Source organism: Streptomyces fractus, from assembly GCF_049844455.1.
In the GTDB taxonomy this organism is placed as follows: domain Bacteria; phylum Actinomycetota; class Actinomycetes; order Streptomycetales; family Streptomycetaceae; genus Streptomyces; species Streptomyces fractus.
Genome location: NZ_JBMYHI010000002.1, coordinates 5,010,905 through 5,032,798 on the forward strand (window position 1 = coordinate 5,010,905; position 21,894 = coordinate 5,032,798).

The window sequence follows — 21,894 nt, forward strand, 5'->3', positions numbered from 1 at the left end:
GCGGGCGTTGGGGCGCGGGCACCTGCGACAATCAAGTCATGACCACGCTCAAGTCGAAGCTGCAGGACGACCTCAACGCCGCGATCAGGGAGCGCGATGAGCTGCGCTCCTCGACCCTCCGGCTGACCCTCTCCGCGATCACCAATCAGGAAGTCGCGGGCACGGAGAAGCGTGAGCTGAGCGACGACGAGGTGCAGAAGGTGATCGCCAAGGAGGCGAAGAAGCGCCGCGAGGCGGCCGAGGCCTTCGAGAAGGCGGGCCGCGCCGAGTCCGCGGCCCGTGAGGTGGCGGAGGGCGAGCTGCTCGCCGAGTACCTGCCGCAGCAGCTGACCGACGCCGAGCTTGAGCAGATCGTCGCGCAGGCGGTCGAGGAGGCGAAGGCGGCCGGCGCGGAAGGGCCGAAGGCCATGGGCCAGGTCATGAAGATCGTGAAGCCGAAGGTCGCGGACCGGGCCGAGGGCGGCCGCGTGGCCGGCACGGTCAAGCGCCTCCTGGCGGGCTGAGCGCACCTACGGTCGGCCACTACTGCCGGCCCCTGACTGAACGACTACTGACTGAACGACTACGTGACGACGGAGAGGGCGCACCCCGCACGGGGTGCGCCCTCTCCGTCGTCGTGCCACGCGGTCCGGTCCGAGGCCTTATCGGCCCCCACGACCCCCGTGTCCGTTCCCGTGCCCGTTGCCGTTCCCACCGATGAGGTCCGGCGGGATCGAGATGTCGGGCAGCGGGTTGGCGTCACCGTTGCCCCCGTCGTCCCCGGAACCGGGCCTCTTGCCCTTGTCCTTGCCCTTGTCCTTCTTCTTGTCCGGGTCCGGGATGTTCACCTTGTTGAAGGTGGGCGCGTCCTTGCCGGACAGCGCGCCGGTCATCGCGTCCCGCCAGATCGGACCCGGGGTGTCGGCGCCGAAGACCTTCGAGTGGTACTGGCCGCCGATGGTGATGTTGGTCATCTCGACGGCCTGCGAGGCACTGCCGACCCAGACGGCGCCCGACAGGTTCGGCGTGTAGCCCGCGAACCAGGCGTTCTTGCGGCCGTCGGTGGTACCGGTCTTACCCGCGTTGTCCCGGCCGGTGAGGCCGGCCGTCTTGCCCGTACCGGAGTCGATCACGCCGCTGAGCAGTGTATTGATCTTGTCCGCGGTCTTCTCCGACATCGCGCGCGAGCACTTCGACTTCGGCACGGCGAGCGCCTTGCCGTTGGGGTCGGTGATCGACTCGATGGCGACGGGCGTGCAGTATGTGCCGCGGTTGGCGAACGCCGCGTACGCGGAGGCCATCGTCAGCGGCGAGAGGCCGGTCGAGCCGAGGGTCATCGACGAGGGCACCTCGTCGACCTTCTTGCCGTTGCCCTGCACCACGCCCAGCTTGTCGGTCATCTTCACGACCGGGCACATGCCGATGTCGCCGATCATCTGCACGAAGTACGTGTTGATGGACTTGGCCATCGCCTCCTTGAGGCGGTACGGGCCGACCTCCGACTCGTTCTCGTTGCTCAGCTTGTAGCCGCCGTCGTTGACCCACGGCTTGCCGCTGCACGTCTGGACGCTGCTCGGGTACGGCATCTCGTACGGCGCCGGGTACTGCTTCGTCACCGGCGTCCCCTTCTCCAGGGCCGCGGCCGCCACGAACGGCTTGAACGTCGAACCCGTCGGGAAGCCGAGGTTGGAGCCGCCGTCCCGGTAGTTGACCGAGTAGTTCATCTCCGACTCGTTCTTACTGGCGTCGGATCCGTACGGCTTCGACTGGCCCATGCCGAGGACCTTGCCGGTGCCCGGCTCGACGAAAGCGCCCGCCGCGTCGACCTTGTCGGACTGGTAGACGTGACGCTTTATCGACTCCTCCACGGAGTCCTGCGTCTGCGGGTCGAGCGTCGTCTTCACCGTCAGGCCGCCGCGGTTCCAGACCTTGGCGCGCTCCTCGGACGTCTTGCCGAAGGCCGGGTCGTTGAGGAAGACGTTCCTGACGTAGTTGCAGAAGAACGCCGCGCCCCTGCCGGCCGTGATGCAGCCGTTCTGCGGCCGGCTGACCTTCAGGCCGATCGGCGTCTTCTTGGCCTTGTCGGCCTCGGCCTGCGTGATGTCGTGCGTCTCGGCCATCCGCTGGAGCACGACGTTGCGCCGCTTCTTCGCCTCGGCCTCGTCGTTGACGGGGTCGTAGCGGCTGGGGGACTGCACGATGCCGGCGAGCATCGCCGACTCCTGGATGTTCAGGTCCTTGGCCGGCTTGGAGAAGTAGCGCTGGGCCGCGGCCTCGACGCCGTAGGCCTGCTGCCCGAAGTACGTGATGTTCAGGTAGTTGTTGAGGATCTTCTTCTTGCCGACCTCGTTCTCCACCTGGATCGCGTACTTCAGCTCCTTGACCTTGCGGCCGATGGTCTGCTGAGTCGCCTGCGCCAGCTTGGTCGGGTCGTCGCCCGCCTCTTCCATGAAGACGTTCTTCACGTACTGCTGGGTGAGGGTGGAGGCGCCCTGCGAGACGCCGCCGTTCTGCGCGTTGGCGTTGATCGCGCGCAGGATGCCCTTGGCGTCGACGGCGCCGTGCTCGTAGAACCGCGAGTCCTCGATCGCGACGATCGCCTTCTGCATGTACGGCGAGATGTCGTCGAGCTTCACGACCGTGCGGTCGCGCGAGTAGACCGTCGCGATCTTCCCGCCCTCGTTGTCCAGGATCGTGGTGCGCTGGCTCAGCGGCGGGGTCTTCAACGTCGCCGGGATCTCGTCGAATCCCTCGACCGAGCCCTTGGCCGCGAGGCCGAGCGCGCCTGCCGCGGGCAGGGCGATCCCCGCCAGCACGGCTCCGGCGAGCACGCTGACTCCGAGGAACTTGGCGGCCTGTTGGGCCGGCGAAAGGCCGCCGCCACCGCCCGAGCGCTTCTTTCCCATACGGGGCAGCCTACGTGTCGATTCTCCGGACAGGCGTATATGCCTTGGCCTAAGCTGCACTCAACTGTCACAGCAGTGCGGTCTCGTATCAAGATGCGGGACGACCCCGAATCGTTCCCGGTACGTATGAAGTGCCTCTTGTAGTCATTCCCGCACCCTTTCGCGGAGCTTCGCGTAGGGCACAAGGGGTGTCCGAATCCGCCTTGTGTGTCACTCGACGCCCGATGTGACTCAAGTGAACTGTCCTGGTTTGCCGGGGTTATTACGCATGTCCTCCGGTCACTCCGTCGGGTGATCTGCCGCTTACGCATAGTCCGTTCGGACCATTCAAGATTGGGCCCGAAGGGGGTGTTGCGCTGTGCCCACCTTCCGTAACGTCCTCAACTGGCGGCGGTGAATATGCCGCTGCCGCCGTGGGGGAGCCTCGATTCGGGAGAGGACGGCGCCGGTATGGGCTGGGTAGTCGACTGGAGTGCGCAGGCGGCCTGCCGCACTACCGATCCGGACGAACTGTTCGTTCAAGGAGCAGCGCAGAACCGGGCGAAGGCGGTGTGCACGGGATGTCCCGTGCGGACCGAGTGCCTGGCGGACGCGCTGGACAATCGCGTCGAGTTCGGCGTGTGGGGTGGCATGACGGAGCGGGAGCGCCGCGCGTTGCTGCGCAGGCGTCCGACCGTCACCTCATGGCGCACGCTGCTTGAGACGGCGCGTACGGAGTACGAGCGCGGCGCGGGCCTGCTGCCCGTGGAACTGGAGAACGACGAGACGTACGAGAGGTACGCGGTCGTCGGATAGCCGGCGCGCGCACCACCATCCGTTCCGTCAGATCACGATCCGCCGGGTCACGATCCGTCAGATCACGGATCAGATCACGGACGTACGGCTCATGCTCCGGCCGGAGTGCCACCGGCCGCGAGCCGTTCTCCGATGTCCCTGAGGCCTGCCAGGTCGTGCACGTCACCGGGCAGGGCCGCGACCTCGGTCACGGCGACCTCGGGATGCAGTGCCGTGAAGCGGTCACGCGTGCGCTGTTCGCGCGCGACCATCCGCATGCGCTCCGCGTGCAACCGCAGCAGTCCCGCGGTCAGTTGCTCGATGCTGGGGTCGGCCGTGGGGTCGGCCTCGGACGTCTCGGGGGGTGCCTCGGGAGTGGCACGACCCTCTTCCTTCCCGCCCGTCTGATCGACAATGCGGCGCTCGTCAAGATTTTCTGCGGCGGCGAGGGCGCGCTCGGCCGAGAGCCGGCCCGCACCGCTGCCGTGCACCCGGTTCAGTACGAGCCCGGCCAGCGGCATCTTCTCCGCGGCCAGGCGCTCCACGAAGTACGCGGCCTCGCGCAGCGCGTCCCGCTCGGGCGCGGCGACCACGAGGAACGCGGTGCCGGGCGCCTGCAACAGCTTGTACGTGGCGTCCGCGCGGGTGCGGAAACCGCCGAACGTCGTGTCCATCGCGGCCACGAACGTCTGCACGTCGCGCAGGAGTTGACCGCCGAGCAGCTTGCCGAGCGTGCCGGTCATCATCGACATGCCGACGTTCAGGAACTTCATCCCCGCCCGCCCGCCGATCTTGGCCGGGGCCGTGAGCAGCCGGATCAGCTTTCCGTCGAGGAACGAGCCGAGCCGCTTGGGCGCGTCGAGGAAGTCGAGCGCGGAGCGCGAGGGCGGGGTGTCGACGACGATCAGGTCCCACTCGTCGCGCGAGCGCAGCTGGCCCAGCTTCTCCATCGCCATGTACTCCTGCGTGCCCGCGAAGCCCGCCGAGAGCGACTGGTAGAACGGGTTGCCCAGGATCGCCTTCGCGCGCTCCTCGTCCGCGTGCGCCTCGACGATCTCGTCGAAGGTGCGCTTCATGTCGAGCATCATCGCGTGCAGCTCGCCGCCCTCGATCCCGTCGGTGGGGGCGATGTCCTTCACGCGGCGCGGGGTGTTGTCCAGCGAGTCGATCCCCATGGACTGGGCGAGCCTGCGGGCCGGGTCGATGGTGAGGACGACGACCTTGCGGCCGCGCTCGGCGGCGCGGAGCCCGAGGGCGGCGGCCGTGGTGGTCTTGCCCACGCCGCCGCTGCCGCAGCACACCACGATGCGGGTCTGCGGGTCGTCGAGCAGCGGGTCCACGTCGAGCGTGCCCTCAGGGGTCAGCGTCATGAATGGCGTCCCGTCCTCGATGCGGTTCCCTGTATCCCTGGTGCGGTTCCCTGTATCCCTTGCTGCCGCAGCTCTTCGGCGAGCGTGTAGAGCCCGGAGAGGTCGAGGCCCTCGGTGAGCAGCGGCAGCTCGTGCAGCGGCAGGCCCGCCTCGGCGAGCTGGTCGCGCTGCGCGCGCTCCAGGGCGTAGCGCTCGGCGTACTCTCCGGCCTGCGCGAGCAGCGGGCCGACGAGCCGCTTGGCACTGCCGAGCCCGGCGGTCGTCAGGGCCTCGGTGACCGCCGGCCGGACCTCGCCGTCACGGGTCAGCGCCAGGGCGGGTTCCCCGAGAAGCGCGGGTCGCACCATGTTCACCATGATCCGTCCGACCGGGAGCTTCGCTGCGCGCAGTTCGGCGACCCCGTCGAGGGTCTCCTGCACCGGCATCTCCTCGAGAAGGGTCACCAAGTGCACCGCGGTCTCACGGGACTTGAGGACCCGCATCACCGCCTGCGCCTGGTTGTGTATCGGGCCCATCTTGGCGAGCCCGGCCACCTCGTCGTTCACGTTCAGGAACCGGGTGATGCGGCCGGTGGGCGGCGCGTCCATCACCACGTAGTCGTAGATGTAGCGCCCCTGCTTGTCCTTTCTGCGCACGGCCTCGCAGGCCTTGCCCGTCAGGAGTACGTCCCGCAGGCCCGGCGCGATGGTGGTCGCGAAGTCGATCGCGCCCAGCTTCTTGAGGGCGCGGCCCGCGCCGCCCAGCTTGTAGAACATCTGGAGGTAGTCCAGAAGCGCCAGTTCGGGATCGATGGCCAGCGCGAACACCTCCCCGCCACCGGGCGCGACGGCGATCTTCCGCTCCTCGTAGGGGAGCGCCTCCGTCTCGAAGAGTTGTGCGATGCCCTGTCTGCCCTCCACCTCCACGAGGAGAGTGCGCTTGCCCTCTGTCGCGAGGGCGAGCGCGAGCGCGGCGGCGACCGTGGTCTTTCCGGTCCCGCCCTTGCCGCTGACGACCTGGAGCCTGCTCACGTATTCGAGCCTAACCAGTAGGTCCGACATCCACGCAGCAGCCTCCGGAACGCTTCGGCCATGTCCGGCGGATACAGTCGGGCCCATGGCAAAGAAGTGGGAATACGCGACCGTGCCGCTCCTCGTGCACGCGACGAAGCAGATCCTGGACACCTGGGGCGAGGACGGCTGGGAGCTGGTCCAGGTCGTGCCGGGGCCGAACAACCCCGAGCAGCTGGTGGCGTACCTGAAGCGGGAGAAGGCCGCATGAGCGGGCAGGTGGAGGCGCGGCTCACCGAGCTGGGCCTGACCCTGCCGCCCGTCGTTCCTCCGGTCGCCGCGTACCAGCCGGCCGTTCGGTCCGGTGTGTACGTGTACACGGCCGGGCAGTTGCCCATGGTCGACGGCAAGCTGCCGCTGACCGGCAAGGTCGGCGACGAGGTCACCGACGAGCAGGCGAAGGACCTGGCCCGTACCTGCGCGCTGAACGCACTGGCGGCCGTGAAGTCCGTCGCCGGTGACCTGGACCGCATCGCGCGTGTCGTGAAGGTCGTCGGTTTCGTGGCCTCCGCCACCGACTTCACCGGCCAGCCCGGCGTCATCAACGGCGCGAGCGAGCTGCTCGGCGAGGTCCTCGGCGACAAGGGCGTGCACGCGCGCAGCGCCGTGGGCGTGGCCGTGCTGCCGCTGGACGCGCCGGTCGAGGTCGAGATCCAGGTGGAGCTCACGGAGGCGTGAGCCACTGACGTACGCGTACGTGGTCGAGAGGCCGTCCGATCTTGGTTCGGGCGGCCTCTCGAACATCCGGCCGTCAGCGGTTAGCCTCCGGCCATGGCAAATGGGCAGTGGTATCCCCCCGAGTGGCCGGAACGCATCCGTGCCCTCACCGACGGCACGCTCACGCCCGCGACACCGCGCCGCGCGGCCACCGTGATGCTGCTCAGAGACGCCTCGCCCGGTGGCCCCGAGGTGCACATGCTCCGCAGACGTACGTCGATGAAGTTCGCGGCGGGCGCCTACGCGTATCCGGGCGGCGGCGTCGACCCGCGCGACGACGACCGGCTGGTCCGTTGGGCGGGCCCCACGCGCGCGGAGTGGGCCGCGCGGCTCGGGGTGCCGGAGCGGGAGGCCCAGGCGATCGTCTGCGCCGCCGTGCGGGAGACGTTCGAGGAGGCGGGCGTGCTGCTCGCCGGGCCGACCCCGGACACCGTCGTCGACGACACGACGGGCGAGCAGTGGCAGGCCGACCGGCAGGCGCTGATCGACCGGGACGTGTCCTTCGCCGAATTCCTGGAGAACCGCGGCCTGGTGCTGCGCTCCGACCTCCTCGGCGCGTGGGCCCGCTGGATCACCCCCGAGTTCGAACCGCGCCGCTACGACACGTGGTTCTTCGTGGCCGCGCTCCCGGCGGGCCAGCGCACCAGCGACGACTCCTCCGAAGCCGACCGCACGGTGTGGATCATGCCGGGGCGGGCCGCGGCGGAGTACGACCGGGGCGAGCTGACGATGATGCCGCCGACGATCGCGACGCTGCGCACGCTCGCCGAGTACGCGCGCGTGGGCGAGGCCCTGGACGGGGCGGCGGGGCGCGATCTCACCCCCGTACTCGCCCAGGCGCGCATGGAGAAGGACGAACTGGTGCTGTCCTGGCCGGGGCACGACGAGTTCACCAAGCACATTCCGGCCGGGAACAGCGACAGGAACGGTGGATCCTCCTCATGACCGAAGCCGCGGCCCTGCCCGGCCAGCCGCGCGGCGGGGTCCTCTCGGGCCCCGCCACCGCCCGCGCGGTCAACGTCCTGGCGCCCAACCCGTCCGCGATGACCCTCGACGGCACCAACACCTGGATCGTCGCCGAACCGGACAGCGACCTCGCCGTCGTCATCGACCCCGGCCCGCTGGACGACGCGCACCTGCACGCCGTGGTGGACATCGCCGAGAAGGCGGGCAAGCGGGTCGCGCTCACCCTCCTCACGCACGGGCACCCGGACCATGCCGAAGGGGCGGGCCGTTTCGCCGAGTTGACCGGGACGAAGGTGCGGGCGCTCGACCCGGCGCTGCGGCTCGGCGGCGAGGGCCTGGCCGCCGGTGACGTGATCACCACGGGCGGCCTGGAGCTGCGTGTCGTACCGACCCCGGGGCACACCGCGGACTCGCTGTGCTTCCATCTCCCGGCCGACCAGGCCGTGTTGACGGGCGACACGATCCTCGGGCGCGGCACGACCGTGGTCGCCCATCCGGACGGGCGCCTCGGCGACTACCTGGACTCGCTGCGCCGGCTGCGTTCCCTGACGGTCGACGACGGGGTGCACACGGTGCTGCCGGGACACGGCCCGGTCCTCGAGGACGCCCAGGCCGCCGTCGAGTTCTACCTGGCGCACCGGGCGAACCGGCTCGCCCAGGTGGAGACGGCCGTCGAGAGCGGGTACGTGTCCGCGCCCGACGTCGTGACGCACGTGTACGCGGACGTGGACCGGTCGCTGTGGCCTGCGGCCGAGCTGAGCGTGCGGGCCCAGCTCGACTATCTGCGCGAACACGGGTTGATCTAGTACGGCTTCCTGGCCCGGTACGTCTTCGTCCCGTACGGCTTCAGGCGGACGGCCACGTGACGTCCAGCGCGGCGAGGCGCGGCGGGTCCGCGATGATGTCGACGCCGACGACCTTGCCGTCCCGGAACGTGAAGGCGAGCAGCGCGACGACCTGGCCGCGGGGCGCCTGCACGATGCCGAGGCCGTCGCCGACGAACGCCGGGTACGCCGCCTGCGCCAGCTTCCCGTAGAACGCGGCCTGCTTGGCCACCGCCAGGCTCCCGCGCAGCAGCCCGGACGCGGTGCCGCTGCCCGCGTCGACCCGCAACAGGACGTCCGGGTCGAGGAGTTCGAGCAGCGCCTCGAAGTCGCCCACGCGCGTGGCGGCGAGCCAGGCGTCGACGACCTCGCGCTGGCGCGCCAGCGGGGTGTCCTGGGGGACGTGCGCGTCCTGCACCCGGCGCCGCGCCCTGCTCGCCAGCTGCCGGGTCGCCGCGGGCGTGCGCTCCACGATGGGGGCGAGCTCCTCGAACGGCACCGCGAACATGTCGTGCAGCACGAACGCCAGACGTTCGGCGGGCGCGAGGGTGTCCAGGACGACGAGCAGCGCGAGCCCCACGGAGTCCGCGAGTTCGGCCTCGTGGACGGGGTCGGCGGGACGGATCACCGGGTCAGGGACGCGGATCTCGGCGGGCCCGAGCGTCTCGCTCTCGAAGGGCTCCTCACGGCGCGCCGTACGGGTGCGCAGCATGTCCAGGCAGATCCGCCCGACGACGGTGGTCAGCCAGCCGCTCAGGTTCCGTACGTCGTCCGTGTCGGCGCGCTGCAGCCGCAGCCACCCCTCCTGGACGGCGTCCTCCGCCTCGCTCAGCGAACCGAGCATCCGGTACGCCACGGAACGCAGCCGCCCGCGCTCTGCCTCGAAACGGGTGACGAGATCGGACGGCTGTGTCATGTAGGGCTCCCCAGTGCGTGTCTACGTAGTCGGGTCCCGCTTTGTGCCTCTACGGAGACGGGTCCCGCCACGAGGTGTGGCGGGACCCGTCTGCGTTGAGCGTGTGGTGTCAGCGCGAGCGCTTCGCGAGGCGCTCCACGTCCAGGAGGATCACGGCGCGGGCCTCCAGGCGGAGCCAGCCGCGGCCCGCGAAGTCCGCGAGCGCCTTGTTGACCGTCTCGCGGGAGGCGCCGACCAGCTGGGCCAGCTCTTCCTGCGTCAGGTCGTGCACGACGTGGATGCCTTCCTCGGACTGCACGCCGAAGCGGCGCGACAGGTCGAGGAGCGCACGGGCCACACGGCCGGGCACGTCGGAGAAGACCAGGTCGGACATCTGGTCGTTGGTCTTGCGCAGGCGCCGGGCGACGGCACGCAGCAGCGCCGTGGAGACCTCGGGCCGGGCGTTCAGCCAGGGCTGAAGGTCGCCGTGGCCGAGGCCGAGCAGCTTGACCTCGGTGAGGGCGCTGGCCGTGGCGGTGCGCGGGCCCGGGTCGAACAGCGACAGCTCGCCGATCAGCTCGCCGGGGCCCAGGACGGCGAGCATGTTCTCGCGCCCGTCGGGGGAAGTGCGGTGGAGCTTCACCTTGCCCTCGGTGACCACGTACATGCGGTCTCCGGGGTCGCCCTCGTGGAACAGGGCATCGCCGCGAGCGAGGGTCACCTCACTCATGGAGGCGCGGAGCTCCGCGGCCTGCTCGTCATCGAGCGCCGCGAAGAGCGGGGCGCGCCGCAGAACGTCGTCCACGAGTTTCTCTCCTATGTCGCCTGCATCGGGAGTGGACCCGATCGAATCGACCGGATCGCCCCGGTTGTCGATCATTTCCACTGCCCATTTTGCCGGACGGTCCAAACAGTGTGATCAGTCACTCGTACACAAGTCTGCCGCACCCGCGCCACAACCCGAGGGGGAGGGGGCCAATCGTGGAGCGATCCGGTGGCTTCGGGGCGGATGTCAGTGCCGGGCTTTAGGCTGGCCGAGTGTTCAAAATGCCGGTGAGAGCGCAGGCGAAGGGGGTCGTGACGGTGGCGGGCGATCTCGATTCCGCTGTGGGCGAACAGGCGCAGAAAGGTGCCCCCGAGGCCGTGACCAGGGAGCTGACGGCGTCCCCGGTGAGCGTGACCGGGGCCGCGCCCGTACTCAAGTCCGTATCCGTACAGGGGAAGGCCGCGTAGTCGATGTCCGCGCCCGCTAAGAAGACGGCAGCCAAGACGACCGCCGCGAAGAAGTCCGCCGCGAAGAAGACGACCGCACGCCCGGAGACGCACACGGCGCTCGTCCGGCGTGCCCGGAAGATCAACCGGGAGCTCGCGGAGGTGTACCCGTACGCCCACCCGGAGCTGGACTTCGAGAACCCCTTCCAGCTCCTGGTGGCCACGGTGATGTCGGCCCAGACGACGGACCTGCGGGTCAACCAGACGACGCCGGCCCTGTTCGCGAAGTACCCGACCCCCGAGGACCTGGCCGCGGCCAACCCGGAGGAGGTCGAGGAGCTGATCCGGCCGACCGGCTTCTTCCGCGCCAAGACGCGCTCGATCATGGGCCTGGCCAAGGCGCTGAGCGAGGACTTCGGCGGCGAGGTGCCCGGCCGCCTCGAAGACCTGGTCAAGCTGCCCGGCGTGGGCCGCAAGACGGCCTTCGTGGTGCTCGGGAACGCGTTCGGGAGGCCCGGCATCACCGTCGACACGCACTTCGGCCGCCTGGTGCGCCGCTGGAAGTGGACCGACGAGACGGATCCCGACAAGGTCGAGGCGGCCGTCGGCGCGCTCTTCCCGAAGAGCGACTGGACGCAGCTCAGTCACCACGTGATCTTCCACGGCAGGCGCATCTGCCACGCCCGCAAGCCGGCCTGCGGCGCCTGCCCGATCGCCCCGCTCTGCCCGGCGTACGGGGAGGGCGAGACGGACCCGCAGAAGGCGGAGAAGCTGCTCAAGTACGAGAAGGGCGGCTTCCCCGGCCAGCGCCTCAAGCCCCCGCAGTCCTACCTGGACGCGGGCGGCCTCCCGGCGCCGCCCCTGGCCGGACGGGAGGTGTGACGGACCCCGGTGACACCGGCAAGATCCGTCAATCCGTCAGGAGGGCCCTTGGCCCAGCACACCGCGAGGGGGCGGCGATGAAGCACGTGAGCGAGATCGGTGGGATGAGCGGCGGGGCGAAGGAGACGGCGGGGTCGCACGGCACGGCGGGGGCGCACGGGCAGGGCGGCCCGCCCCCCTCCGACGTGACGCTCCGCACCGAGGGCCTGCCCGCCTGGCTGGACCCCGTGGCACACGCCGCGGCCACCGTCCGCGGTGAGCAGCTCAGCCGCTTCCTGCCGCCGGAGAGCGGGGCGGGCCGGCAGTCCGCCGTGCTGATCCTGTTCGGCGAGGGGGAGCGTGGGCCCGAGCTGTTGCTGATGGAGCGCTCGGGCTCGCTCAGATCCCATGCGGGCCAGCCCTCGTTCCCCGGCGGCGCCCTCGACCCGCAGGACGGCGACCCGCTCACCGACGGGCCGCTGCACGCCGCCCTGCGGGAGGCGTGGGAGGAGACAGGCCTCGACCCGGGCGGCGTCCAGCTCTTCGGCGTGCTGCCGAAGCTGTACATCCCGGTGAGCAGCTTCGTCGTCACGCCCGTACTGGGATGGTGGCGGGTGCCGTCACCCGTCGCGGCGGTCGACCCGGCGGAGACGGCGCGTGTCTTCACGGTCCCGGTGGTGGACCTCACGGACCCGGAGAACCGGGCGACGACGGTCCACCCGAGCGGCCACAAGGGCCCCGCCTTCCTGGTGGAATCGGCTCTCGTCTGGGGGTTCACCGCGGGCGTGATCGACCGGCTGCTGCACTACGCGGGGTGGGAGCGCCCCTGGGACCGATCAAAGACGGTCCCACTCGATTGGCGGTCGTGACAGGGTGGGCGCCGTGAATCACGAGCACAGGCCGACAGGGGCGGGGCGAGATGCAAGGCGGGGCGTGAATCGGTGAACGTGCTGGACTTCCTGCTGCTCGCCGCGGGCGCCTGGTTCGCGATCGTCGGCTACCGCCAGGGTTTCGTCGTCGGCATCCTGTCGGTGATCGGGTTCCTCGGCGGCGGCCTCGTCGCGATCTATGCGCTGCCCCTCCTGTGGGACGCGATCACCAGTGACGCGGAGGTCACCACGACCGCCGCGGTCGTCGCCGTGGTCGTCGTGATCGTCTGCGCCTCCGTCGGACAGGCCTTCACCACGCACTTGGGCAACAAGCTGCGCAGGTACATCACTTGGTCCCCGGCACGCGCGCTCGACGCGTCGGGCGGCGCGGTGGTCAACGTGGCGGCGATGCTCCTGGTCGCCTGGCTGATAGGTTCCGCCCTCGCCGGCACCACGCTGCCCACGCTCGGCAAGGAAGTACGCAACTCGAAGGTGCTGCTGGGCGTCTCGCAGGCGCTGCCCACGCAGGCGGACACCTGGTTCGCGGACTTCTCCTCGACCCTCGCGCAGAACGGGTTCCCGCAGGTCTTCAGCCCGTTCGCGAACGAGCCGATCGCCGACGTGAAGCCGCCGGACCCGGCGCTCGCGAACAGCCAGGTGGCGCTGAACGCGCAGCGGTCCATCGTCAAGGTCGTGGGCCAGGCGCCCAGTTGCGGCAAGGTCCTCGAAGGCACCGGCTTCGTCTTCTCCGACCGCCGCGTGATGACGAACGCGCATGTGGTCGGCGGTGTCGACGAACCCACCGTCCAGATAGGCGGCGAGGGCGTGAAGTACGACGCGAAGGTCGTGCTCTACGACTGGAAGCGCGACATCGCGGTCCTGGACGTGCCCGCCCTGAAGGCGCCCCCGCTCCAGTTCGCGGCGACCGACGCGCAGCGCGGCGGCGGCGCGATCGTCGCGGGCTTCCCGGAGAACGGCGCGTACGACGTGCGCCCCGCGCGCGTACGCGGCCGCATCACGGCGAACGGCCCGGACATCTACCACCGCGGCACCGTGCGTCGCGACGTGTACTCGCTGTTCGCGACGGTCCGTCAGGGCAACTCCGGCGGACCGCTGCTCACCCCGGACGGCAGGGTCTACGGCGTCGTGTTCGCCAAGTCGCTCGACGACTCGCAGACGGGTTACGCGCTGTCCGGCGACGAGATCAGCACCGACATCGCGCGCGGCCGCGCGGCCGGCCAGCAGGTCGACACGGACGCCTGCGCGCTGTAGCCGGCCGGCCGTGGAACCCGGGCGGGGAAGGGGCGTTCAGCCCCGCCCGCCGTGCCGGATCCGCGCGGACACCCACCGGGCCCGGCGCCGCAGAATACGAGGAATGCCCAGCCGGGGATCGTGCGCCGACCAGCCGTCCGGCGCTCCTCTCCGGGGAGAGCCCAGCGTCATCGCTGGGCGGCGATTGCGTGCTGCGTCACTGTAGTCGTGCGTCCAGCCCATACCCCGACGTGTGCCCCTGCCTCATGGTCGGTAACCGCCCTCACACTCCCCAAAATGGCGTATGCGCCGGGCAATTGGCCGTTCGAAGCACAGGCGTTCCCCCTGGCATTCCCTCAACAAAACAGGGCCTACCGGTCCGGTTCGGGATCCTTCAGCCAGTTGACCAATTCCTTGGAGAACGCCGCCGGATCCTCTTCATGCGGGAAGTGTCCGAGGCCGTCGAAGAGGCGCCAGCGGTAGGGGGCCTCCACGTACTCGCCGGAGCCCGCCGCGCTGCGTGTGCGCATCACCGGGTCGAGGGAGCCGTGCACATGCAGCGTCGGCACCCGCACGGGGCGCTTCATCCGCCGGTTGAACTGGATCCCGTCGGGGCGCGCGAGGGAGCGCACCATCCACCGGTACGGCTCGATCGAGCAGTGCGCGGTTGACGGGATGCACATGGCCTGCCGGTACGTCAGCACGGTCGCGTCGTCGGGCTGGTGCGGCCCCGACCAGTCCCGGACCAGCTTGCCCACCAATTCGCCGTCGTTCGCGAGGAGTTGACGCTCGGGCAGCCACGGGCGCTGGAACCCCCAGACGTACGATCCCGAGCGCGACTGCCGGTAGTCCGCCAGCATCGCCGAGCGCCACCGGCGCGGATGCGGCATCGAGGAGACCACGAGCCGGCGCACCAGCTTCGGCCGCATCACGGCCGCGGTCCAGGCGAGATAGCCGCCGAGGTCGTGCCCCACGAGCGCCGCGTCGGGCTCGCCGAGCGAGCGCACCACTCCCGTGATGTCGAGCGCGAGGTTCGCCGGGTCGTAACCCCGCGGCGTACGGTCGCTGCCGCCCACCCCTCGCAGGTCCATCGCCACGGCCCTGAAGCCCGCGTCGGCGAGCGCGCCGAGCTGGTGCCGCCACGTCCACCAGAACTGCGGGAAGCCGTGCAGGAGCAGGACCAGCGGCCCGTCGCCCATCTCGGCGATGTGGAAGCGCGCGCCGTTCGCCGCGACGTCCCGGTGGGTCACCTTGTGCCCGCCGGGAACGTCGAGGCGCACGAAGGACGCGGGCGGCTGGGCCGAAGGAGTGGCAGGGTCCGTCATGAAGACGAGCGTGCCACAGCCTCGATGGCCTTCGTGTCATGGCCGTCCGCGGTCACCTCACGGGGGTGCGGCTTGGCGTGCTGCAGTACGCCTGCCGTCTCCTTGAACGAGGCGGCGGTCTTCTGCGGGCCCTTGCCCTGCTTGGCCTTCTTGGCGAAGACGACGCCGATGAGCGCGAGCAGCAGGAAGATGACCACGCTCGCGGCGAAGGACAGCAGGAAGCACCAGGCCATGTTCCAGCCGCCGTCGCCGTTGAACCCGCCGGTCCACGCGTTGATCCCGTACGCGAGCGCGAAGCTGAGCATGGGCAGCGAGAAGGTCAGGACGACCACTCCCGCCATGAACGCGCCACCACTGGTCGCGCCGCGCTTCACGTCCTTCTTCAGCTGCGCCTTCGCAAGGGCGATCTCGTCGTGCACCAGCGCGGACATCTCGGCCGTCGCCGATGCGAACAGCTGACCGACGCTGCGTTCGGCGCCGACCGGGTTGTCGTCGGGTGCGCTCATCGCGTACTCCCCTGTTCTTCTGTGGCTGCTTCGTATGCGCGTACTGCGCGGATTCTCCGTCAGATCATGCCGGACGCTCGTCCTCGCCGCCTGCCCCGGACGCCACTTGCGCAAGCCTGCGGTGTTCCGCGGCCTTCCGCTCGTAGATGTCGGCCATCCGAAGGTGGTACTCCGGATCGCCCACCTCGTAGATGTCCGGGACCCCGGAGAGGTCGTCGTCGCGCTCCTCCGCCTCCCACAGGGCCCGGTACTTGGCGTTCCGGATCTTCAGCAGCACGCCCGAGATCACCGCCGCGATCACCGAGCCGATCAGCACGGACGCCTTGACCTCGTCGGTCAGCAACGGGTCGTCGGTGAAGGCGAGTTCCCCGATGAGCAGCGAGACCGTGAAGCCGATGCCGGCGAGCGAGGCCACGGCGAACACGTCGGGCCAGGCCAGTTCCTCGGAGAGGGAGGCCTTGGTGAACCGGGCGGTCAGCCACGTACCGCCGAAGATCCCGAGCGCCTTGCCGACGACGAGGCCGAGCACCACACCCAGCGTCTCCGGCTTGGTGAACACATCGCCGATGGCCCCGCCCGACACCGCGACACCGGCGCTGAACAGAGCGAACAGCGGCACCGCGAGTCCCGCGGAGATCGGCCGCACCAGGTGCTCGATGTGCTCGCCGGGCGACTGCTCCTCGCCCTCCTCCCGGTGGCAGCGCAGCATCAGGCCCATGGCGACACCGGCGATGGTGGCGTGGACGCCGCTGTTGTACATCAGCCCCCAGACGACCAGGGCGAGCGGTACGTAGATGTACCAGCCGCGCACCCGCTTCCTGAGCAGCAGCCAGAAGACGGCGAGGCCGAGGAAGGCGCCGCCGAGCGCGAGGAAGTTCAGGTCGTCCGTGAAGAAGATCGCGATGATCAGGATCGCGAAGAGGTCGTCGACGACCGCGAGGGTCAGCAGGAACGCGCGCAGGGCGCTCGGCAGCGACGTGCCGATGACGGCGAGGACGGCGAGCGCGAAGGCGATGTCGGTGGCCGTCGGCACGGCCCAGCCGTCCATCGAGCCGCCGCCGAACGCGTTGACGACCACGTAGACGATCGCGGGCATCGCCATGCCGCAGAGCGCGGCGACGACCGGCAGCGCGGCGGCCTTGGGGTCGCGCAGATCACCCGCGACGAGCTCGCGCTTGAGCTCGATGCCGGCGACGAAGAAGAAGACGGCGAGCAGTCCGTCGGCGGCCCAGTGCTCGATGGAGAGGTTGAGGCCGAGCGCGCCGGGCCCCAGGTGGAAGTCGCTGACGGCCTCGTAGCTGTGGTGCAGGGCCGGGAGGTTGGACCAGACGAGCGCCGCGATCGCGGCGACGAGGAGCAGGACACCGCCGACGGTCTCGGTGCGCAGTGCGTCGGCGACGTACGTCCGCTCGGGCAGCGACAGCCGGCCGAGTGCCTTGCGGTCCTGCTTGTTCTTGGGCGCGCTCACGGGGGAGACCTCCGGTCGGGTACGGCTGACTGCATTGCCGACCAGACTTCCCGGCGCACCTGTTGGATCTTTGTCGCGTCGTTGACGCGACTTTTACCCTACAGGGTGCCCCGGCCTGCTTGGTGATCATCACTTTACGTACGAAACGGGCACCCGGCGCGCTCGCCGGATGCCCGTCCCCGTGGTGCGTACGCGGATCAGTCCTCGCTCGACGCCGAGGGCAGCTCCGCCTGGATCAGGTCCATCACGGAGGAGTCGGCGAGCGTCGTGACGTCGCCCACCGCCCGGTTCTCCGCGACGTCGCGCAGCAGGCGGCGCATGATCTTGCCGGAGCGCGTCTTGGGCAGCTCGGCGACCGGGAGGATCCGCTTGGGCTTGGCGATCGGGCCGAGAGCGGTGCCCACGTGGGCGCGGAGGTCCGCCACCAGCGACTCGTCCTCCGCGTTCGCGCTGCCGCGCAGGATCACGAAGGCGACGATCGCCTGACCGGTCGTCTCGTCGGCGGCGCCGACCACGGCGGCCTCGGCGACGGCAGGGTGCGAGACGAGCGCCGACTCGACCTCGGTCGTCGAGATGTTGTGCCCGGAGACGAGCATGACGTCGTCGACCCGGCCGAGCAGCCAGATGTCGCCGTCCTCGTCCTTCTTGGCGCCGTCACCGGCGAAGTACGTGCCCTCGAAGCGGGACCAGTACGTGTCGATGAACCGCTGGTCGTCGCCCCAGATGGTGCGCAGCATGGAGGGCCACGGCTCGGTGAGGGCCAGGTAGCCACCGCCGCCGTTCGGCACCTCGTTGCCCTCGTCGTCGAGGACGGTCGCGGAGATGCCGGGCAGCGCGCGCTGGGCGGAGCCCGGCTTGGCCTCGGTGACGCCCGGCAGCGGCGAGATCATGATCGCGCCGGTCTCGGTCTGCCACCAGGTGTCCACGACGGGGCACTTGTCGGCGCCGAAGTTCTTCCGGTACCAGACCCAGGCCTCGGGGTTGATCGGCTCGCCCACGGAACCGAGCACGCGCAGGCTGCTCAGGTCGTACTTCGCGGGGATGTCGTCGCCCCACTTCATGAACGTACGGATGAGGGTGGGCGCCGTGTAGAGGATCGTGACGCCGTACTTCTGCACGATCTCGGAGATGCGGCCCTGGTGCGGGGTGTCCGGGGTGCCCTCGTAGATGACCTGCGTCGCGCCGTTCGAGAGCGGGCCGTACGTGATGTACGAGTGGCCGGTGACCCAGCCGATGTCGGCGGTGCACCAGTAGACGTCGGTCTCCGGCTTGAGGTCGAAGACGGCGTGGTGCGTGTAGCTGGCCTGCGTCAGGTAGCCGCCGGAGGTGTGCAGGATGCCCTTCGGCTTACCCGTCGTACCCGACGTGTACAGGATGAAGAGCGGCTGCTCGGCGTCGAAGGCCTCGGGCGTGTGCTCGGCGGACTGGCGGCCGACGAGGTCGTGCCACCAGACGTCGCGGCCCTCGGTCCACTCCACTTCCTGCTCGGTGCGGCGCACGACGAGGACCTTCTCGACGCCGTCCACGCGGCTGACCGCCTCGTCGACGGCCGGCTTGAGCGCGGACGGCTTGCCGCGCCGGTAGCCGCCGTCGGAGGTGATGACGACCTTGGCGTCGGCGTCCTCGATGCGCTTGGCGATGGCGTCGGCCGAGAAGCCGCCGAAGACGACGGAGTGCGCGGCGCCGATGCGCGCGCAGGCGAGCATCGAGATGACGGCTTCCGGGATCATCGGCAGGTAGACCGCGACCCGGTCCCCGGTCCGAACTCCCAGCTCTGTCAGGGCGTTCGCGGCCCGGCTGACCTCGTCCTTGAGCTCGGCGTAGGTGATCGCGCGGTTGTCGCCGGGCTCGCCCTCGAAGTGGATCGCGACGCGGTCGCCGTTCCCCGCTTCCACGTGGCGGTCGACGCAGTTGTACGCGACGTTGAGCTTGCCGTCCTTGAACCACTTGGCGAACGGCGGGTTCGACCAGTCGAGGGTCTCGGTCGGCTCGGTGTCCCAAGTGAGGCGGCGGGCCTGCTCGGCCCAGAAACCGAGCCGGTCAGCCTTGGCCTGCTCGTACGCCTCGGCCGTGACGTTGGCGTTCGCGGCCAGGTCAGCGGGCGGCGCGAAGCGTCGCTCCTCTTTCAAGAGGTTGGCCAGGCTTTCGTTGCTCACGACGCTTCTCCCATGCAGTGTTTGTGTCGGAGGCGACCGTTGTGTCCCAGGCCACAGCTCATCAGACCGCGACCCCTGGTGACAAGGGGGGTCCGTGAATTGGTTTAGACCTGTACGCGTAGGGCTCCCGACCTGGTCGGGAGCCCTACGGTCTCATCTGTTGCACGGAGCCGGGAAAGGGTTGGTTCAGGCCCGCGTGGCGCTTCCTTCGCCGAGGCTGTCGTCGAGTGCGGTGGCCGCGACCTGTCCGAAGACCGGGTCGGTCTCGGCGAGCAGATACGCCTGCGCCTCCCCGACATGGAAGTACATGCCGTGCAGTTCGAGCGCGCCCCGCTCCAGGGCGCGCGCCACGCACTCGTGCTCCCGCAGGTGCTCCAACTGCTGTACGACATTGGTGAGGCAGAGCTGCTCGGCCGCGTCGGCGGGCGCCCGCCCCGCGAGCCGCGCCCACGGCAGCCCCGCGTCGGACATCCGCTCAAGGCTCGGCATGCCGTGCCGCAGCCAGCGCTTGAGCGGGGTGAGCGCCCCGTGGCCGCTCGGGGGGCTGCTCAACAGCGCCTGCATCGCCCCGCATCCGGAGTGCCCGCACACGGTGATCGACTGCACCTTGAGCACGTCCACGGCGTACTCGATGGCGGCCGCCACCGAGTCGTCCCCGCTCTCGGCGCCGGGCAGCGGCACGAGGTTGCCCACGTTCCGTACGACGAAGAGGTCGCCGGGACCGCTCGACGTGATCATCGACGTGACGAGCCGGGAGTCGGCGCACGTCAGGAACAGCTGCGTGGGCTGCTGCCCCTCGCGTGCGAGCCGCGCCAGCTCCTCGCGCACCAGCGGCGCCGTATTGCGCTGGAACGCGCTGATCCCGCTGGCCAGTTGATGCCCGCCGACTCGGCGCGGCTCGGCGGTCGCGGGCTCCGCCGCCGGGGCGTGCGCGGGCCGGTCGTCGCAGTGGTGGTTGCGCCACGGCGTCCAGGGCCGGCAGCAGGTGTGGCTCGCGCGCGCGGGCTCGGCGATCCTGGCCCCGCCCCGCCCGGCCACCTCGACCCTGCCGCCCTGTGTGGTGTGCGACTTCTGCCAGTCCTGCAACGCCTCGTACGCGGCGTGGTCCATGAACGACCCGTCCAGCTCCACGACACAGCCCGCTCCGTGCGGCACCTGGTGCAGGGTCCGGCTGAGCCGGGGCACCGCCAGGAACGTCAACTGCCCCCGTACGCGGACGTGGTGGACGCCTCGGGAGTCCACCTCGTGCGTGATGCGGGTGCGCGCGAGGCGGTGCAGCGCGACGCCGACGGCGACCGCGACCCCGAGCCCCACGCCTTGGAGCACGCCGAAGACGACGACGCCGAGGGTGGTGACCGCGTACACCAGGACCTCACGGTGGCGGGTGACCGTGCGGATGTGGTTCAGCGACACCATCTGGATGCCGACCGCCATCACCAGGGCGGCGAGCGCGGCGAGCGGGATCAGCTCCAGGACGGGGACCAGGAGCAGTGTGGCGGCTACTACCCAAACGCCGTGCAGGATCGAGGAGTTCCCGCTCACGGCGCCCGCGTTGATGTTCGCCGTGCTGCGCACCGCGACGCCCGCGACGGGCAGCCCGCCGAGCGATCCGGACACGATGTTCGACGCGCCCTGGGCGAGCAGCTCGCGGTCCAGGTTCGAGCGGCGCATCGAGGGCGGCAGGTCCGAGCGCTTGGCGCTCATCTTGTCCACGGCGACCGCCCCGAGCAGCGACTGCACACTGCACACCAGCGTGGTCGTCAGGACGGCGGCGACGATGCCGAGCACGGGCCCGTCCGGAAGCCCGGCGAGCGCGTGGCTGCTCCAGGACGGCAGATCGACCTCGGGCAGGCTGAGCCCGAGCAGCGCGGCGGTCACGCTCGCGGCGGTCACGGCGATGAGCGCGGCCGGTACCTTGCGCGCGAGGCGGCCGATCCGCCCCGGGATGCGCGGCCAGGCGAGCAGCACGGTCAGCGTGAGCGCGCTGACGCCCAGGGCGGCGGGCTGGGCATGCGCCAACTGCTGGGGCAGGGACGCCACGTTGGCGAGCACGGAGCTCTCGGGGGTGCCGCCGAGCACGATGTGCAGCTGGGCGACGGCGATGGTGACACCGATGCCGGCGAGCATGCCGTGGACGACGGCGGGGCTGACGGCGAGGGCGGTGCGGGCCACCCGTAGGCAGCCGAGGCCGAGTTGGACGAGGCCGGCGAGGACGGTGACGGCGCAAGTGGTCCGCCATCCGTAGCGCTGGATCAGCTCGGCGGTGACGACGGTGAGGCCCGCGGCGGGCCCGCTGACCTGGAGCGGCGCTCCGCCGACGCAGCCGGCGACGATGCCGCCGACGGCGGCGGCGACGAGCCCCGACTCCAGGGGCGCGCCGGTCGCGAGGGCGATGCCGAGGGACAGCGGCAGGGCGATGAGGAAGACCGCGACGGACGCGGAGAGGTCGGCTCCCGCGATGCGGAAGCGGCGGGGCTTGGGTGGCGGACTGTGTGCGGTCCGGGCGGCGCCCGAGGGCTCGCCCGTCCGGTCGGAGTCGCTGGTGCGGGTGGGTACGCAGGCTGACATGGTTCCCGTCTCCTCCGGGGTGCAGCGCGGTCGCGGAATGTGGGGTGACCCCTGAGCGGTGGGTGGGGTCGATCGCGGCCGTGGTTCACGGCGTGCAGCGGCGGGATGAAATCAACGCTCGGTAAACGAATCGTAATGCAGAGTAAAGGTTGCGGCCGGATTAAAGGGGCAAATGGGTCAGTTTTTCACGCTCAGTAG

Annotated in this window: 19 protein-coding genes; 9 read left to right on the forward strand and 10 right to left on the reverse strand. The window is 70.3% G+C overall.

Translation table 11 applies throughout. The features are described from left to right. Nucleotides 1-38 precede the first annotated feature (38 nt). A complete protein-coding gene (locus ACP4E5_RS24660; protein WP_425832165.1) occupies nt 39-503 on the forward strand; it encodes a GatB/YqeY domain-containing protein in 465 nt (154 codons plus the stop codon). Between the two features lie 138 nt (nt 504-641). Here ACP4E5_RS24660 and ACP4E5_RS24665 read toward each other — a convergent pair whose 3' ends face one another. Next, on the reverse strand, nt 642-2,885 hold the full coding sequence (locus ACP4E5_RS24665; protein ID WP_425832167.1) for a transglycosylase domain-containing protein: 2,244 nt from the start codon (nt 2,883-2,885) through the stop codon (nt 642-644). Between the two features lie 450 nt (nt 2,886-3,335). Between ACP4E5_RS24665 and ACP4E5_RS24670 the strand changes: the two genes are divergently transcribed. Then, nucleotides 3,336-3,680 (forward strand): WhiB family transcriptional regulator, encoded by a 345-nt coding sequence (locus ACP4E5_RS24670; protein ID WP_425832169.1) that lies wholly within the window; start codon nt 3,336-3,338, stop codon nt 3,678-3,680. An 89-nt stretch (nt 3,681-3,769) separates the two neighbouring features. Here the strand turns inward: ACP4E5_RS24670 and bagB are convergent, their stop codons facing one another. Both bagB and bagA read right to left on the reverse strand, forming a co-directional pair. Then, on the reverse strand, nt 3,770-5,029 hold the full coding sequence (gene bagB / locus ACP4E5_RS24675) for an ATPase BagB (protein ID WP_425832171.1): 1,260 nt from the start codon (nt 5,027-5,029) through the stop codon (nt 3,770-3,772). After that, nucleotides 5,026-6,039, reverse strand: a complete 1,014-nt coding sequence (bagA, locus tag ACP4E5_RS24680) for an ATPase BagA (protein WP_425832173.1) — start codon at nt 6,037-6,039, stop codon at nt 5,026-5,028. The genes bagB and bagA overlap by 4 nt, the downstream gene beginning before the upstream one ends. Before the next feature lie 85 nt (nt 6,040-6,124). On the opposite strand from bagA, the gene sp36 reads away from it, so the two are divergent. The 4 genes from sp36 to ACP4E5_RS24700 all read left to right on the forward strand — a co-directional run bounded on the left by sp36 (nt 6,125) and on the right by ACP4E5_RS24700 (nt 8,567). After that, nucleotides 6,125-6,289: a Sp36 family protein gene (gene sp36 / locus ACP4E5_RS24685; protein WP_107498797.1), complete on the forward strand. Its 165-nt coding sequence runs from the start codon at nt 6,125-6,127 to the stop codon at nt 6,287-6,289. Next, a complete protein-coding gene (locus ACP4E5_RS24690; protein WP_425832175.1) occupies nt 6,286-6,756 on the forward strand; it encodes a RidA family protein in 471 nt (156 codons plus the stop codon). Before sp36 ends, ACP4E5_RS24690 begins: the two co-directional genes overlap by 4 nt. A 93-nt stretch (nt 6,757-6,849) precedes the next feature. Then, nucleotides 6,850-7,740, forward strand: a complete 891-nt coding sequence (locus ACP4E5_RS24695; RefSeq protein ID WP_425832177.1) for an NUDIX hydrolase — start codon at nt 6,850-6,852, stop codon at nt 7,738-7,740. Then, the gene (locus ACP4E5_RS24700; protein WP_425832179.1) at nt 7,737-8,567 is read left to right on the forward strand and encodes an MBL fold metallo-hydrolase; all 831 of its coding nucleotides are present in this window, start codon (nt 7,737-7,739) and stop codon (nt 8,565-8,567) included. The genes ACP4E5_RS24695 and ACP4E5_RS24700 overlap by 4 nt, the downstream gene beginning before the upstream one ends. A gap of 40 nt (nt 8,568-8,607) precedes the next feature. Here ACP4E5_RS24700 and ACP4E5_RS24705 read toward each other — a convergent pair whose 3' ends face one another. Both ACP4E5_RS24705 and ACP4E5_RS24710 read right to left on the reverse strand, forming a co-directional pair. Continuing rightward, nucleotides 8,608-9,501, reverse strand: a complete 894-nt coding sequence (locus ACP4E5_RS24705; RefSeq protein WP_425832181.1) for a sigma-70 family RNA polymerase sigma factor — start codon at nt 9,499-9,501, stop codon at nt 8,608-8,610. Between the two features lie 109 nt (nt 9,502-9,610). Further along, on the reverse strand, nt 9,611-10,285 hold the full coding sequence (locus ACP4E5_RS24710) for a Crp/Fnr family transcriptional regulator (RefSeq protein ID WP_425832183.1): 675 nt from the start codon (nt 10,283-10,285) through the stop codon (nt 9,611-9,613). A 431-nt stretch (nt 10,286-10,716) separates the two neighbouring features. On the opposite strand from ACP4E5_RS24710, the gene nth reads away from it, so the two are divergent. The 3 genes from nth to ACP4E5_RS24725 all read left to right on the forward strand — a co-directional run bounded on the left by nth (nt 10,717) and on the right by ACP4E5_RS24725 (nt 13,694). After that, on the forward strand, nt 10,717-11,574 hold the full coding sequence (gene nth, locus ACP4E5_RS24715) for an endonuclease III (protein ID WP_425832185.1): 858 nt from the start codon (nt 10,717-10,719) through the stop codon (nt 11,572-11,574). 77 nt (nt 11,575-11,651) lie between these two features. Continuing rightward, on the forward strand, nt 11,652-12,422 hold the full coding sequence (locus ACP4E5_RS24720; protein WP_425832187.1) for an NUDIX hydrolase: 771 nt from the start codon (nt 11,652-11,654) through the stop codon (nt 12,420-12,422). A 72-nt stretch (nt 12,423-12,494) separates the two neighbouring features. Continuing rightward, on the forward strand, nt 12,495-13,694 hold the full coding sequence (locus tag ACP4E5_RS24725) for a MarP family serine protease (RefSeq protein ID WP_425832189.1): 1,200 nt from the start codon (nt 12,495-12,497) through the stop codon (nt 13,692-13,694). A 350-nt stretch (nt 13,695-14,044) separates the two neighbouring features. Here ACP4E5_RS24725 and ACP4E5_RS24730 read toward each other — a convergent pair whose 3' ends face one another. The 5 genes from ACP4E5_RS24730 to ACP4E5_RS24750 all read right to left on the reverse strand — a co-directional run bounded on the left by ACP4E5_RS24730 (nt 14,045) and on the right by ACP4E5_RS24750 (nt 21,696). Beyond that, nucleotides 14,045-14,998: an alpha/beta fold hydrolase gene (locus ACP4E5_RS24730; RefSeq protein ID WP_425832191.1), complete on the reverse strand. Its 954-nt coding sequence runs from the start codon at nt 14,996-14,998 to the stop codon at nt 14,045-14,047. Then, nucleotides 14,995-15,504: a phage holin family protein gene (locus ACP4E5_RS24735; RefSeq protein WP_425832193.1), complete on the reverse strand. Its 510-nt coding sequence runs from the start codon at nt 15,502-15,504 to the stop codon at nt 14,995-14,997. Before ACP4E5_RS24735 ends, ACP4E5_RS24730 begins: the two co-directional genes overlap by 4 nt. A gap of 64 nt (nt 15,505-15,568) precedes the next feature. Beyond that, a complete protein-coding gene (nhaA, locus tag ACP4E5_RS24740) occupies nt 15,569-16,972 on the reverse strand; it encodes a Na+/H+ antiporter NhaA (protein WP_425832195.1) in 1,404 nt (467 codons plus the stop codon). 197 nt (nt 16,973-17,169) lie between these two features. Continuing rightward, on the reverse strand, nt 17,170-19,128 hold the full coding sequence (acs, locus tag ACP4E5_RS24745; protein WP_425832197.1) for an acetate--CoA ligase: 1,959 nt from the start codon (nt 19,126-19,128) through the stop codon (nt 17,170-17,172). Between the two features lie 186 nt (nt 19,129-19,314). Next, nucleotides 19,315-21,696 (reverse strand): bifunctional SulP family inorganic anion transporter/carbonic anhydrase, encoded by a 2,382-nt coding sequence (locus ACP4E5_RS24750; RefSeq protein ID WP_425832199.1) that lies wholly within the window; start codon nt 21,694-21,696, stop codon nt 19,315-19,317. Between the last annotated feature and the right edge of the window lie 198 nt (nt 21,697-21,894).

What these genes read in the sequence shown, in the direction of transcription:
- ACP4E5_RS24695 (WP_425832177.1), top strand. Translation starts at nt 6,850, where the DNA reads ATGGCAAATGGGCAGTGGTATCCCCCCGAGTGGCCGGAACGCATCCGT.
- ACP4E5_RS24750 (WP_425832199.1), bottom strand. Translation starts at nt 21,696, where the DNA reads ATGTCAGCCTGCGTACCCACCCGCACCAGCGACTCCGACCGGACGGGC.
- ACP4E5_RS24700 (WP_425832179.1), top strand. Translation starts at nt 7,737, where the DNA reads ATGACCGAAGCCGCGGCCCTGCCCGGCCAGCCGCGCGGCGGGGTCCTC.
- ACP4E5_RS24720 (WP_425832187.1), top strand. Translation starts at nt 11,652, where the DNA reads ATGAAGCACGTGAGCGAGATCGGTGGGATGAGCGGCGGGGCGAAGGAG.
- ACP4E5_RS24660 (WP_425832165.1), top strand. Translation starts at nt 39, where the DNA reads ATGACCACGCTCAAGTCGAAGCTGCAGGACGACCTCAACGCCGCGATC.
- ACP4E5_RS24705 (WP_425832181.1), bottom strand. Translation starts at nt 9,501, where the DNA reads ATGACACAGCCGTCCGATCTCGTCACCCGTTTCGAGGCAGAGCGCGGG.
- ACP4E5_RS24670 (WP_425832169.1), top strand. Translation starts at nt 3,336, where the DNA reads ATGGGCTGGGTAGTCGACTGGAGTGCGCAGGCGGCCTGCCGCACTACC.
- ACP4E5_RS24665 (WP_425832167.1), bottom strand. Translation starts at nt 2,885, where the DNA reads ATGGGAAAGAAGCGCTCGGGCGGTGGCGGCGGCCTTTCGCCGGCCCAA.
- sp36 (WP_107498797.1), top strand. Translation starts at nt 6,125, where the DNA reads ATGGCAAAGAAGTGGGAATACGCGACCGTGCCGCTCCTCGTGCACGCG.
- ACP4E5_RS24690 (WP_425832175.1), top strand. Translation starts at nt 6,286, where the DNA reads ATGAGCGGGCAGGTGGAGGCGCGGCTCACCGAGCTGGGCCTGACCCTG.
- nth (WP_425832185.1), top strand. Translation starts at nt 10,717, where the DNA reads ATGTCCGCGCCCGCTAAGAAGACGGCAGCCAAGACGACCGCCGCGAAG.
- ACP4E5_RS24735 (WP_425832193.1), bottom strand. Translation starts at nt 15,504, where the DNA reads ATGAGCGCACCCGACGACAACCCGGTCGGCGCCGAACGCAGCGTCGGT.
- bagB (WP_425832171.1), bottom strand. Translation starts at nt 5,029, where the DNA reads ATGACGCTGACCCCTGAGGGCACGCTCGACGTGGACCCGCTGCTCGAC.
- ACP4E5_RS24730 (WP_425832191.1), bottom strand. Translation starts at nt 14,998, where the DNA reads ATGACGGACCCTGCCACTCCTTCGGCCCAGCCGCCCGCGTCCTTCGTG.